11 protein-coding genes are annotated in these 13032 nt (G+C 64.2%); 5 read left to right on the top strand and 6 right to left on the bottom strand.

What is annotated here, in order from left to right:
• From MOV75_RS10955 to MOV75_RS10930, 6 genes are all read right to left on the bottom strand, one after another.
• Positions 1–1751, bottom strand: a 1751-nt coding sequence (locus tag MOV75_RS10955; protein WP_247005659.1) for a gamma-glutamyltransferase family protein, incomplete at its 3' end; no start/stop codon positions are given.
• Positions 1752–1832: 81 nt separating this feature from the next.
• Entirely contained in the window at positions 1833–2822 is a 990-nt protein-coding gene (locus tag MOV75_RS10950) for an ABC transporter ATP-binding protein (protein ID WP_246924382.1), read from the bottom strand.
• A complete protein-coding gene (locus tag MOV75_RS10945; protein WP_246924379.1) occupies positions 2819–3805 on the bottom strand; it encodes an ABC transporter ATP-binding protein in 987 nt (328 codons plus the stop codon). Before MOV75_RS10945 ends, MOV75_RS10950 begins: the two co-directional genes overlap by 4 nt.
• Before the next feature lie 28 nt (positions 3806–3833).
• Positions 3834–4805 (bottom strand): ABC transporter permease, encoded by a 972-nt coding sequence (locus MOV75_RS10940; protein WP_246924375.1) that lies wholly within the window; start codon positions 4803–4805, stop codon positions 3834–3836.
• Between the two features lie 11 nt (positions 4806–4816).
• Positions 4817–5797, bottom strand: a complete 981-nt coding sequence (locus MOV75_RS10935; RefSeq protein WP_246924372.1) for an ABC transporter permease — start codon at positions 5795–5797, stop codon at positions 4817–4819.
• 104 nt (positions 5798–5901) lie between these two features.
• The gene (locus MOV75_RS10930; RefSeq protein WP_246924370.1) at positions 5902–7497 is read right to left on the bottom strand and encodes an ABC transporter substrate-binding protein; all 1596 of its coding nucleotides are present in this window, start codon (positions 7495–7497) and stop codon (positions 5902–5904) included.
• A 304-nt stretch (positions 7498–7801) separates the two neighbouring features.
• Between MOV75_RS10930 and MOV75_RS10925 the strand changes: the two genes are divergently transcribed.
• The 5 genes from MOV75_RS10925 to MOV75_RS10905 all read left to right on the top strand — a co-directional run.
• Positions 7802–8059 (top strand): DUF6489 family protein, encoded by a 258-nt coding sequence (locus MOV75_RS10925; RefSeq protein WP_071915885.1) that lies wholly within the window; start codon positions 7802–7804, stop codon positions 8057–8059.
• Positions 8059–8859, top strand: a complete 801-nt coding sequence (locus MOV75_RS10920; protein WP_246924368.1) for a triacylglycerol lipase — start codon at positions 8059–8061, stop codon at positions 8857–8859. The genes MOV75_RS10925 and MOV75_RS10920 overlap by 1 nt, the downstream gene beginning before the upstream one ends.
• A gap of 45 nt (positions 8860–8904) precedes the next feature.
• Positions 8905–10455 (top strand): wax ester/triacylglycerol synthase family O-acyltransferase, encoded by a 1551-nt coding sequence (locus tag MOV75_RS10915; RefSeq protein WP_246924366.1) that lies wholly within the window; start codon positions 8905–8907, stop codon positions 10453–10455.
• A 10-nt stretch (positions 10456–10465) separates the two neighbouring features.
• The gene (locus MOV75_RS10910) at positions 10466–11461 is read left to right on the top strand and encodes an alpha/beta fold hydrolase (RefSeq protein ID WP_246924363.1); all 996 of its coding nucleotides are present in this window, start codon (positions 10466–10468) and stop codon (positions 11459–11461) included.
• A 128-nt stretch (positions 11462–11589) separates the two neighbouring features.
• Positions 11590–13032, top strand: a 1443-nt coding sequence (locus tag MOV75_RS10905; protein ID WP_246924361.1) for a cytochrome P450, incomplete at its 3' end; no start/stop codon positions are given.

Below are 13032 nucleotides of genomic sequence, written 5' to 3'. Positions count from 1 at the left end.
CGCCGACCCACGCGCGAGGCTGCGGTGAGGCGGCCTTCCGACCAGTCGGGGCCGACCTCCACGATGTGTCCGCGCTCGCGAAGATTTTCGATGGTTGCCTTGGGCACGCGGTTCTCGACCACGAGCACGCCGGGGCGCGCGGTGCGCGGCCAGAACGAGATCGGGAAATGCTCGGAGTGCCAGGCCGGCTCGTCGATCGCTTCCTGGAGATTGAGATTGCAATGGACGTGGCGCAGGAAGAACTGCGTGATCCATTGATCCTGCTGGTCGCCGCCGGGCGAGCCCCAGGCGAGGTAGGGCTCGCCATCGCGCAGCGCCATGGTCGGCGACAGCGTGGTGCGCGGCCGCTTGCCCGGCGCGAGCGAGCTCGGTTGGTTCTCTTCCAAGTCGAACATCTGCGCACGGCTGCCGAGGCAGAAACCCAGCTCGGGAATGATCGGGGAGGATTGCAGCCAGCCTCCCGACGGCGTCGAGGACACCATGTTGCCGGCTTTGTCGATGATGTCGAAATGCACGGTGTCGCCGCGCACCTCGCCGAATCGCCCCACGGTTGGTTCACCGGCGCCAAGCGCGCCAACGGCCTCGCGTTGGCCTTCAGCGCGGCGCAGCTTGACCACGCCGCCAAGGCCCTCCACCATGCCGGGCCGGAGATCGAGCGAAGCTTTCTCGGTAACCAACTTACGACGTTCGTCGTTGTAGGCATCCGACAGCAGCGTCCCGATCGGGATCTCGCTGAATTTCGGATCGCCGTAGAATTTCTCGCGGTCGGCGAAGGCGAGCTTTGCGCATTCGATCTGGAGGTGGATGAACTCCGGCCCGGTCGGATCGAGTCCGTCGAGCGCAAAGCCCTTCAATAGCGCGAGCTGCTGCAGGGTGACCGGTCCCTGGCTCCAGACGCCGGCCTTGCAGACGGTGTAGCGGCCATAATCGTAGGTCAGCGGCGCCTCGATCGTCGGCTGCCAGCGCGCCATGTCGTCGGCGGAAAGGACGCCGCGATGCGGCGAGCCGCTGACGTCCATCACTTCCTGCGTCCGGCAGAACTTGTCGATAGCTTCGGCGACGAAACCTTGCGACCACGACTTGCGCGCGCGCTCGATCTCGGCGTCACGGCCTCCACCGCCGCTCTCGGCTTCGTTGAGAATGCGGGTGTAGGTCGCCGCCAGTGTCTTGTTGGTAAAGAGCGTGCCGGGCTTCGGCACCTCGCCGTTCGGCAGGTAAACCGCCGCCGAGGTCGGCCAGTGCTTGCGGAACAATTGCTCGACGGTCTGGATCGTGGCGCAGGCGCGCTCGACCAATGGATAGCCGTCGCGCGCGTAGGAGATCGCGGCCTCCAGCACATCGCGCACGCGCATCGTACCGTAGTCGCGCAGCAGCATCATCCAGGATTCAAAGGTGCCGGGGACGCAGGCCGCGAGCAGGCCGGTGCCTGGCACCATGTCAAGGCCCTCGCTCCTGTAATGCGCAATGGTGGCGCGCGCCGGCGCCGGTCCCTGGCCGCAGATCACCTCGGTGCGCCCATGCTTCACGTCGTGCACGATGACAGGCACGTCGCCGCCGGGGCCGTTCAGATGCGGCTCGACCACCTGGAGCGTGAAGGCTGTGGCAACGCCGGCGTCGAAGGCATTGCCGCCCTTTTCCAGAATAGCCATGCCGACGGCGGTCGCGATCCAGTGCGTGGTGGCAACGACCCCGAACGTGCCCTCGATCTCGGGGCGCGTCGTGAACGGATCGGGATTGACGTTGCTGGCCATGGATTACCTCATTTGCGGCACGCGCAATTGATCACAGGCGATGCCGCGCCGCCAATGCGCTGCTAGCATGGCACGCGCGCATCACGCCGGGACCGGCGCGGTGTTGACCGCGTGGCAGGCGACACCGTCGATCAGTTCCGGCGTCTCCTTGCGGCAGAGATCGAACGCCAGCGGGCAGCGCGGATTGAAGGCGCAGCCGGAGGGCGGGTTGATCGGGTTCGGGATCTCGCCCTTCACGGGGATGCGCTGGCGGCCGCTCATGGCAAGATCAGGCACGGCGCCGAGCAGCATCTTGGTGTAGGGCATGCGCGGATTGGCGAACAGCTCGCGTCCCTCCGCGATCTCCACGATGCGGCCGAGATACATCACGCCGACGCGGCTCGCCATGTGGCGAACCACGGCGAGGTTGTGGCTGATGAACATGTAGGTCAGGCCGAACTTGTCTTGGAGGTCGCGCATCAGATTGAGAATCTGCGCCTGCACGGAGACGTCGAGCGCCGAGGTCGGCTCGTCGCACACGATGAACTCGGCATCGGAGGCGAGCGCCCGCGCGATCGCGATACGCTGGCGCTGGCCGCCGGAGAATTCGTGCGGAAACTTCAGCCGGTCGTCGGGATGCAGGCCGACAAGGCTGAGCAACTCGCCGACGCGGGCCTGGATGTCGCGCTCGCCCTGGATCAGGTTGAAGGCGCGGATCGGCTCGGAGATGATGGCATCCACCCGGAAGCGCGGGTTCAGGCTCGCATAGGGGTCCTGGAAGATCATCTGGATGCGGCGGCGCAGCTTTCGGCGTGCCGGCGCTTGCCGCGGATCCGTCATCGAGACGCCGTCGATCAGGACGTCGCCCGAGCTGGGCGGCAGCAGGCCCACGACCATCCGCGCCACCGTGGTCTTGCCCGAGCCGGATTCGCCGACCAGCGCAAACGTCTCGCCCTTCCTGATATCGAATGCGACGTGATCCACCGCCTTGAGATATTCGAGGTGCCCGCCTTCGAGCACGCGGTTGAGCCAGGGTTTTGAGACGTCGAAGACGCGACGCAGGCCCCTGGCCTGAACGAAGGGGGCGCTCATGCCGCGCTCTCCGCCGGCACATTGTCATAGAGATGGCAGGCGACCGATTGCGCGCCCCGTGGCAGCGGCTCCGGCCGGTCAACACGACAGCGGTCGAATGCGAAGTCGCAGCGCGGATTGAACGAGCAGCCGCGCGGGATTGCCGACAGCCGCGGCATGGAGCCGGGAATCTGCATGAGGCGCTTGTCGTCGCCGGCCAGCGTCGGGATCGCGCCCATCAGGCCCTTGGCGTAAGGGTGCAGCGGATTTCTGACGACATCCTGGACCGGACCGATCTCGGCGACACGGCCGGCATACATCACCGCGACGCGGTCGGAGGTCTCCGCGATCACGCCCATGTCGTGCGTCACCAGCATCACGGCGGTGCCGTGGTCGCGGCCGAGCCGCTTGATCAGCGAGATGATCTGCGCCTGCACGGAGACGTCGAGCGCGGTGGTCGGCTCGTCGGCGATAATCAGCTCGGGCTCGGCGCAGATCGCCAGCGCAATCACGACGCGCTGGCGCATGCCGCCCGAGAATTCGTGCGGATAGCCGTCGATGCGCTTTTCCGGCGCGGGAATGCCGACCTCGGCGAGCAGGTCGATGGCGCGGCGGCGGGCGGCCGTCTCCGACAGGTTCAGGTGGGTTCGGATCGTCTCGATGATCTGGTCTCCGACCCGGTAGAGCGGATTGAGCGAGGTGAGGGGGTCCTGGAAGATCATGCCGATCCGCTTTCCACGGATGCGGCGCATCTCCTCCGGCGGCAGATTGTCGATGCGCTGACCGGCCAGATGGATCTCGCCGCCGGCGATGCGGCCGGGCGGATCGATCAGGCCAATCACGGCGAGACCGGTGACGGATTTGCCGGCTCCGGATTCGCCGACCACGCCCAGCACTTCGCCTTTGGCGATGTCGAAGGAGACGCCGTCGATGGCGCGCAGCGTGCCGCGGCGGGAAGCGAACTCCACCTGAAGGTTGCGCACGGAGAGAACGGGCTCGGTCATGGGCGAGGCGCTCTTGTCAAAGTTTTGCTCATCGAAGTTTTGGGTTGAGCGCGTCGCGCAGCCAGTCGCCGAGCAGGTTGATCGACAGGATCAGCCCGGCCAGCGCGAGTCCGGGAAAGGCGACGATCCACCATTCGCCGGCGAAAAGATAATTGTTGCCGATGCGGATCAGCGTGCCAAGCGAGGGCATGGTGTCGGGCAGGCCGACGCCGAGGAAGGAGAGCGTCGCCTCGGTGATGATGGCCAGCGCAAGATTGATGGTGGCGATGACGAGGATCGGCCCCATCGTGTTGGGCAGCACGTGTCGCAGCATGATCTTCGGCGCGGGCAGGCCGATCAGCTGCGCGGCGGCCACGTAGTCCTTGTTCTTCTCGACCATCACGGAGCCGCGCACCGTCCGGGCATAGCCGACCCAGAAACTCAGGCCGATCGAGATCACCAGCACCACCAGCATGCTGTTGGCATCCAGCCGGTTACCAAAGATCGATTTCGCGATGCCGTTGACCAGCAGCGCGATCAGAATGGCGGGGAAGGTGAGTTGCACATCGGCGATCCGCATGATCACGCCGTCGACCGCCCCGCCGAAATAGCCCGCGATCAGGCCGAGCGCGATGCCGAGCGCGCCGGCGAAGATCACGCCGGCGACGCCCACGGCCAGCGAGATGCGCATGCCGTAGAGAATTGCGGAGAACACGTCGCGGCCCTGCTCGTCGGTGCCGAGCAGGAACGGGCTTTGGCCGTCGGCGGTCCAGAGCGGCGAGATCCGAGAGTTCATCAACTGGAGCTGCGCCGGATCGAACGGGTTCTGCACGGCGAGCGCGGATGCAAAGATCGCAAGCAGGAAGAACAGCACGGTAATAGCCGCCGCCACCATGGTCAGCTTGGAACGGCGGAACGAATAGAAGATGTCGCTGTCGAGAGCGCGGCTGAGCCAACTGCGGCCGGCATGCGCGGGCGGCGCGCTCTGCTTGTCGGAATTGGAGGCGACTGCGTCGGACATGCAGGGCTGCCTTATGTGGCGCGGCCGACGGTCGCGCGCAGGCGCGGATCGACCACGGTGTAGAGGATGTCGACCACCAGATTGATGGTGACGAAGATCAGAGAAACCATCAGCAGATAGGCGGCCATGATCGGGATGTCGACGTTTTGCACGGCCTGCACGAACAGGAGTCCCATACCCGGCCATTGGAACACGGTTTCGGTAATGATCGAAAAAGCAATTACCGAGCCAAACTGAAGTCCGGCCACCGTTATCACGGGAATGAGCGTGTTCTTCAGCGCGTGGCCGAAATGGATGGCGCGGGTGGTCAGGCCCCTAGCGCGAGCGAAGCGGATGTAGTCGGTCCGCAGCACTTCCAGCATCTCCGCGCGCACCAGCCGCATGATCAGGGTCATCTGGAACAGGCCGAGCGTGATCGAGGGCATGATCAGCGCCTTTAGTCCCGACAACGTGAGCAGACCCGTGCTCCACCAGCCGAGCTTGACCACCTCGCCGCGACCGAACGAGGGCAGCCAGCCCAATGTCACCGCGAACAGATAGATCAGCAAAATGCCGATCAGGAAAGTCGGCAACGAGATGCCGATCAGCGAAACCGCCTGAAACAATTTGGCGAGCACGGTGTCGCGCTTGAGCGCCGAATAGACACCCATCAGAATGCCGAACACCATGGCAAACACGGTCGCGCAGACCGCAAGTTCCAGCGTGGCCGGCATACGCTCCATCAACAACGTCGAGACCGGCTGGCGGAACTGGTAGGAGACGCCGAACTTGAATTGCGCGGCGTCGACGAAATAGCGCACGAACTGCACCGGCACGGGATCATCGAGGCCGAGCGACTTGCGCACGACCTCGCGTTCGGCCGCCGACGTGTCGATCGAGACGATCTGGTTGACGGGGTCGCCGGCGAAACGGAACATCGAGAAGGCGATGATGCCGACGGCGAACATGACGCCGATGGCCTGAACGGCGCGGCGAAGAGTGAAAGCGAGCATGCCTTCCACTGTCCTTGGGTGTGCGTGCGGCTGACGCCTCTGTCAGCCGGAAAAGGAAAGGTCCCGGAAGCCTGACGCCGCCGGGACCTCGTGTTCAACTGACGCTATTCCTTCTTGGTTGCCCAATGGAACATGACCAGGTTGTCGGCGCGCTGCGGCAGGTTGACCTTTTTCGATACGCCCCAGGCCAGCGCCTGCTGGTGCAGCGGGATGTAGGACCAGTCCTTGTTGCCGATTTCGTAGGCCTGCTTGATCAGCTGGTTGCGCTTGGCAGCGTCGGTTTCGACCAGCACCTTGTCGGTGATGGCGTCGAACTCCTTGTTGCAGTAGCCGCCGAGATTGGCCTCGCCCCGCGAAGACTTCGCATCGTCGCGGCAGCCCATGATGTCGTAGAGCACGTTGTGCGAGTCCATCGTGCTCGGCGTCCAGCCCAGCAGGTAGAACGAGGTCTGGTAGCCGCCCTGCTTCAGCACCTTGGCGAAGTATTGCGCCTTCGGCTGCGCCAGAAGATTGATCTTGACGCCGATGCGGGCAAGCATGCCGACCACGGCCTGGCAGATGGCAGCGTCGTTGACGTAACGGTCGTTCGGACAATCCATCGTGACCTCGAAGCCGTCGGGATAGCCGGCCTCTGTCAGGAGCTTCTTGGCGCCGTCAGGGTCGAATTTCGGTCGCGTGAACTCCTTGGACAGCACGAACAATTCCGGTGCGATCATCAGGGCTGACGGTGTCGACAGCCCGCGCATCACGCGCGTCTTGATCAGCTCGATGTCGATCGCCTTGTAGAAGGCTTCGCGGACGCGGACGTCCTTGAACGGATTCTTGCCCTTGATGTTGGAGTAGAGCAGCTCATCGCGCATCTGATCGAAGCCGATGAAGATGGTGCGCAGCTCCGCCCCCTTCAGCACCTGGGCGTTCGGGCTGGAATCGACGCGGGAGATGTCCTGGATCGGCACCGGCTCGATGACGTCGACTTCGCCCGAGAGCAGAGCAGCGACGCGGGTGGCGTCCGAGGCGATCGGGGTGAAAACGATCTCCTTCAGGTTACCTTCCATCTTGCCCCAGTAATTGGGATTGGCCTTGAATACGGTCTTCACGCCAGGCTGATGGCTTTCGATGGTGAAGGGACCGGTGCCGTTCTCGTGCAGCGAGGCGTAGCTCGGCGTGGTCGCCGCCACCGGCGTCGGATCGACGACGTTGTTCTCCTCGGCCCATTTCTTGTCCATGATGTACCAGACATCCCACGAGTTATGCAGGATGGGATTGGGCGAAGGCAGAACGAAGTCGACGGTGTAGTCGTCGACCTTGACGACCTTGACGTCGGGCGCAAGGCGGGTCTGCATGTTGGACCCCTTCTTGCGGACGCGATCGGCGGAGAACACCACGTCATCGGCGGTGAAAGGGTCTCCGTTGTGGAATTTCACGCCCTTGCGCAAATGGAAGCGCCAGCGGGTCGGCTCCGGAGTTTCCCAGCTCTCCGCCAGCGCCGGAATGATCTTGAGGTCCTTGTCGCGCGCGGTGAGGCCTTGATAGACGTGACCGAGATGGGCGTGGGTGGTGCTCTCATTGAGCGTATAGGGATCGAGGGACTTAAGGTCACCTTGGTTGGCATAGCGCAGCGTCTGGCTGGTCGCGGGCGAGACCGTCAACGCAAACGTACCGGCGAGCGTCGCCGCGAACAGACTCCGACATACTGACATTCTTGACCCTCTCCACACCGCCGTGCCGGTGGTTTTTGATTGTTCGGCCGGCCGATTAATCCATGTTGCCCAGAGTTCTCGACCGGTGCAAGCGCCATTCCAGCAAGGAACGCGCCAAGTTGCACCGCTGTGCAGCAATGCTGACCGTGGCGTCTGGCATGGAGGACCGCGTCTTTCGACTTTGGTTGACCATACCCGCCAATTGCGGGACGGGGCATGTCGCGCCGGCATCAGGTCGCTTGCGTCGCACCACAACTCGCGGCGATACTCCGCCAAGCCGCTCGAATCTCATTCCGGAGGGGACATGAAAGTTAACATCGAAATCGACTGCACCCCCCTCGAGGCCCGCCAGTTCTTCGGCCTACCGGACGTGATGCCGATGCAGACCGCTGTCATGGACAAGCTGCAGCAACAGATGATGTCCAACATCGACAAGGTCTCCCCGGAATCGCTGATCCAGAGCTGGTTCACCTTCGATCCGAAGATCGCGGAGCGGTTTCAGGACATGTTCGTCACCATGGCCGGTCTCGGCAGCCCGCGCAGCGGCGACAAGAAGAAATAGTGTCGCCCGGGCCGGATGGGGCGCTGGAGAGAGGCCGGCTTCGTCCGCCGGGCCTCGGCCTGCTGCTTGCCGAGGCTCGCGGCCTGTTCGAATTCAACGCCAGCCTGCTGCTGTCGCCGCTTCTGATGCGCGCGCCCAGGGGCGACGGCCATCCGGTGCTGGCGTTGCCGGGCTTTCTCGCCAGCGATCTCTCGATGATGCCGATGCGGCGCTATCTCAGCGAGCTCGGCTATGAGGCGCATGCATGGCGAATGGGCCGCAACCTTGGTGGGCTGGGGCGGATGAGGGGTTCGCTGCGCAGTCGTCTCGTCGAAATCCATGCCGCCACGGGGCGCAAGGTCAGCCTGGTCGGGTGGAGTCTCGGCGGCGTCTATGCCCGTGATCTCGCACTGTGGGCGCCCGACAAGGTTCGCTATGTCATCACGCTCGGCAGCCCTTTTGCCAACGACGTGCGGGCGACCAACGCCACGCGGCTCTACGAGGCGCTGTCCGGCGAACGGGTCGAGGATTTTGCGGAAGCGCGCGAGGCGATCGCCGGCGATCTGCCGGTGCCGGCAACCTCGATCTATTCGCGCGCCGACGGTGTCGTGAACTGGCGGACCTGCTTGCTCCGTCCCTCCGACCGTGCCGAGAACATCGAGGTGTACCTGGCGAGCCATATCGGGCTCGGGGTGAACCCCGCGGCGCTGTGGGCCGTGGCCGACCGCCTGGCCCAACCGGAGGGGGAATTCTCGCCATTTGACCGGGCAGGGCCGTTTGCCATTGCATATCCCCCGCCGGAACAGGCAGTATCGGCCTGACGAGAAGCGCCGGCTAAGGCGCCCGTCAAATCTCGGGAGGGAACTATGGCTGACGGGAAGAAGCTGTCGTCGCTGGACGCGTCGTTTCTCTATCTGGAGACGCCGGAAATGCCGATGCATGTCGGGAGCATGGCGATCTTTCGCCTGCCCGACGACTACAAGGGCGACTTCTTCGAAGACTTCAAGGCGATGATCGTCTCGCGCCTGCACATCGCGCCGATCCTGAAGGCGCGGCTGGAGAAGGCGCCGCTCGACATCGACCATCCCTCCTGGGTGGAGGACGACCAGTTCGACATCGACCGCCACATCTTCCGCGCCAGCCTGCCGCAGCCGCGCGACCGGGCCACGCTCGAGCGCATCGTCGGCTGGATGCACGCCAAGCTGTTGAACCGGGCCCGCCCGCTCTGGGAGTTCTACGTGTTCGAGGGCATGAAGGAAAACGAGGTCGGGCTTTATTCCAAGATGCACCATGCCGCCATCGACGGCGGCGCCGGTGCGGCGCTGACCAACATGATCTACGATATCTCCCCGATCCCGCGGAAGGTCGATCCGCCGACGGCAGGAGCCAAGCCCGGACAGGAGCCGCGCGACATCGCCGCGAACCTGCTCGATTCCTATCAGCAGCTCTTCACCCAGCCGCTCGATGCCTCGGCCGCCGCGAAGAACCTGCAATTGCCGCGCACCGGCAAGAGCGACATCGGCTCGATCCTGTTCGACAATGCGATGTACCAGATCGAGAGCGCGGTGCGCTTCGCCGGCAACATTCCGACCGTACTCAAGAGCGTGTCCGAGGTGCTCGGCAAGGTCTCCGATCCCAAGTCGCGCGAGAGCCTCGCCAGCATGGTGTCGCCGCCGACCATGCTGAACAAGACGATCTCGTCGGAGCGCAGTTTTGCCGGCGTGTCGATCTCGTTGTCGCGCTCCAAGGCGCTGGCGAAGCTTGCTGGCGGCAAGCTCAACGACGTCGTGCTGGCGCTCGCCTCCGGCGTGGTCCGACGCTACCTCCAGCAATATAGTACGCTGCCGGCAAAATCACTGACCGCGGCGGTGCCGATCTCGCTGCGCGAGGAGGGCAACACCGAAGCCAACAACCAGGTGTTCGGCATGATCTGCGCGATCGCGACCAACATCGACGATCCCAAGGCGCGCCTCGAGGCGATCATCGCGCAATCAACCAAGTCCAAGGAAATGTCGCATCCGCTGCGCGCCCTGATGCCGCAGGTTTCCAACATCTCGATGCTGGGCGCGCCGATCATGGTGCAGATCCTCGCGCTGCTCTACAGCCGCTCCAACCTGTCCGACGTGCTGCCGCCGGCCGCGAACATCACCGTGTCCAACGTGCCGGGGCCGCGACAGACGCTCTATGCCGCCGGCGCCGAGCTTCTGCACATCTTTCCGGTGTCGATCTCGACGCACGGGCAGGCGCTCAACATCACCGTGCAGAGCTATCGCGACCAGCTCGATTTCGGCTTCATCGTCGGCGCCAACATCATTCCGCACGTGCAGGTGATGTGCGACATGCTGCCGGAGGAGTTCGCCGCGCTCGAAGCGGCCTACGCGCCGCCAGCGATCGATGTCAAGGGCGCCGCAGAGTAGGAATATTGTGATGATTGAGATGCCACCGCTCAAGTTCGTGCAGACGAACGGAATCCGCATGGGCTATTACGAGGCGGGCCCGGTCAGCGACAAGCCGCCGATCGTGCTGTGCCACGGCTGGCCCGAGCTCGCCTTCTCCTGGCGTCACCAGATCAAGGCGCTGAGCGAGGCCGGCATCCGGGTGATCGCGCCGGACCAGCGCGGCTATGGCGCAACCGACCGGCCCGAGCCCGTCGAGGACTACGACATTGAGCACCTGACGGGCGACCTCGTCGGGCTCCTCGACCATCTGAATATCGACAAGGCGATCTTCGTCGGTCACGACTGGGGCGGCTTCATCGTCTGGCAGATGCCGTTGCGGCACATCGAGCGGGTTGCAGGCGTGGTCGGCATCAACACGCCTCACACCAACCGCGCTGGGGCCGATCCGATCGAGCTCCTGCGCGCGCGCTTCGGTGACAAGATGTACATCGTGCAGTTCCAGGACCCGGCGCGTGAGCCCGACAGGATTTTCGGCAGTCGCGTCGAACAGACTTTTGATGCGTTCATGCGCAAGCCGGCGCCGCGGCCGCCCGACGCGCCGGCAGAGGAAGTGGTTGCCGGCGTCGGCGCTTCGCCGCGGGTCAATCTGGCGTTTCCGCAGATGATTGCAGCCTATGACGCGAAGCACGATCCGCGTACGCCGATCCTGTCGCCGGAAGAGAAGAAGGTGTTCGTCGACAACTTCACCCGGACCGGCTTCACCGGCGGCATCAACTGGTATCGCAACATGTCGCGCAACTGGACGCGCGCCGAAGGGCTCGATCATACGGTGCACGTGCCGTCGCTGATGATCATGGCCGAGAACGACGCGGTGTTGCCGCCGTCTTCCGCCGATGGCATGGACAAGCTGATCCCCGACCTCGAAAAATATCTCGTCCGCGACAGCGGCCATTGGACGCAGCAGGAGAAGCCGGAGGAGGTCAGCGCCAAGCTGATCGAATGGCGTAGAAGGCGGTTTGGGTGACGACCCAGCCGTCGATGTAGATGAGACGTCATTCCGGGGCGCCCGAAGGGCGAACCCGGAATCTCGAGATTCCGGGTTCGATGCTGCGCATCGCCCCGGAATGACGCGATCAGGGGGAAGCTCTTTTAATGTCATCCAAGAACCGTCTGGATCCGATCCCGCATCCGCCGACCAAGCCGGTTGTCGGCAACATGCTGTCGCTGGACTCGGCCGCCCCCGTGCAGCACCTGACGCGGCTCGCCAAGGAGCTCGGTCCGATTTTCTGGCTCGACATGATGGGCTCGCCGATCGTCGTCGTCTCCGGCCATGACCTCGTCGACGAACTCTCCGACGAGAAGCGGTTTGACAAGACGGTGCGCGGGGCGTTGCGACGCGTGCGTGCGGTCGGCGGCGACGGCCTGTTCACGGCGGACACCAGGGAGCCGAACTGGAGCAAGGCGCACAACATCCTCCTTCAGCCCTTCGGCAACCGCGCCATGCAATCCTATCACCCGAGCATGGTCGATATCGCCGAGCAGCTCGTCAACAAATGGGAGCGGCTCAACGCCGACGAGGAGATCGACGTCGTCCACGACATGACCGCGCTGACGCTCGACACCATCGGCCTGTGCGGCTTCGAGTACCGCTTCAATTCGTTCTACCGGCGCGACTACCACCCCTTTGTCGAGTCGCTGGTGCGCTCGCTCGAAACCATCATGATGACCCGCGGCCTGCCGCTCGAGCAGTTTTGGATGCAGAAGCGGCGCAAGACGATGGCTGAAGACGTCGCTTTCATGAACAAGATGGTCGACGAGATCATCGCCGAGCGGCGCAAGGGCGCGGAAGGAAGCGACGACAAGAAGGACATGCTCGCCGCGATGATGACCGGCGTCGACCGTTCGACCGGCGAGCAGCTCGATGACGTCAACATCCGCTACCAGATCAACACGTTCCTGATCGCGGGCCACGAGACCACCAGCGGCCTCTTGTCCTACACGCTCTATGCGCTGCTCAAGCACCCGGACATTCTCAAGAAGGCCTACGACGAGGTCGACCGCGTCTTCGGCCCCGATGTCAACGCCAAGCCGACTTATCAGCAGGTGACGCAGCTCACCTACATCACGCAGATCCTGAAAGAGGCGCTGCGGCTGTGGCCGCCCGCGCCGGCCTATGGCATCTCGCCGCTGAGCGACGAGACCATCGGCGGCGGCAAATACAAGCTCAGGAAAGGCACCTTCACCACCATCCTGGTGACCGCGCTGCATCGCGACCCCTCCGTCTGGGGGCCAAATCCCGATGCGTTCGATCCCGAGAACTTCAGCCGTGAGGCGGAGGCCAAACGGCCCATCAATGCCTGGAAGCCGTTCGGCAACGGCCAGCGCGCCTGCATCGGCCGCGGTTTTGCCATGCACGAGGCCGCGCTGGCGCTCGGCATGATCCTGCAGCGCTTCAAGCTGATCGACCACCAGCGCTACCAAATGCACCTGAAGGAAACCCTGACGATGAAGCCGGAAGGCTTCAAGATCAAGGTGCGTCCGCGCGCCGATCGCGAGCGGGGCGCCTATGGCGGGCCTGTCGCGGCCGCGTCCTCG

It is taken from the genome of Bradyrhizobium sp. PRIMUS42, from assembly GCF_023006515.1.
Taxonomy (GTDB): Bacteria; Pseudomonadota; Alphaproteobacteria; order Rhizobiales; family Xanthobacteraceae; genus Bradyrhizobium.
The sequence above is the reverse complement of the archived record's forward strand: the minus strand, read 5'-3'. Positions and strand labels throughout refer to the sequence as shown.

Excerpts from the sequence above, each read along its gene's own strand:
- MOV75_RS10945 (WP_246924379.1), bottom strand. The coding sequence starts at position 3,805 with ATGACCGAGCCCGTTCTCTCCGTGCGCAACCTTCAGGTGGAGTTCGCT.
- MOV75_RS10935 (WP_246924372.1), bottom strand. The coding sequence starts at position 5,797 with ATGCTCGCTTTCACTCTTCGCCGCGCCGTTCAGGCCATCGGCGTCATG.
- MOV75_RS10925 (WP_071915885.1), top strand. The coding sequence starts at position 7,802 with ATGAAAGTTAACATCGAAATCGACTGCACCCCCCTCGAGGCCCGCCAG.
- MOV75_RS10940 (WP_246924375.1), bottom strand. The coding sequence starts at position 4,805 with ATGTCCGACGCAGTCGCCTCCAATTCCGACAAGCAGAGCGCGCCGCCC.
- MOV75_RS10950 (WP_246924382.1), bottom strand. The coding sequence starts at position 2,822 with ATGAGCGCCCCCTTCGTTCAGGCCAGGGGCCTGCGTCGCGTCTTCGAC.
- MOV75_RS10915 (WP_246924366.1), top strand. The coding sequence starts at position 8,905 with ATGGCTGACGGGAAGAAGCTGTCGTCGCTGGACGCGTCGTTTCTCTAT.
- MOV75_RS10910 (WP_246924363.1), top strand. The coding sequence starts at position 10,466 with ATGATTGAGATGCCACCGCTCAAGTTCGTGCAGACGAACGGAATCCGC.
- MOV75_RS10930 (WP_246924370.1), bottom strand. The coding sequence starts at position 7,497 with ATGTCAGTATGTCGGAGTCTGTTCGCGGCGACGCTCGCCGGTACGTTT.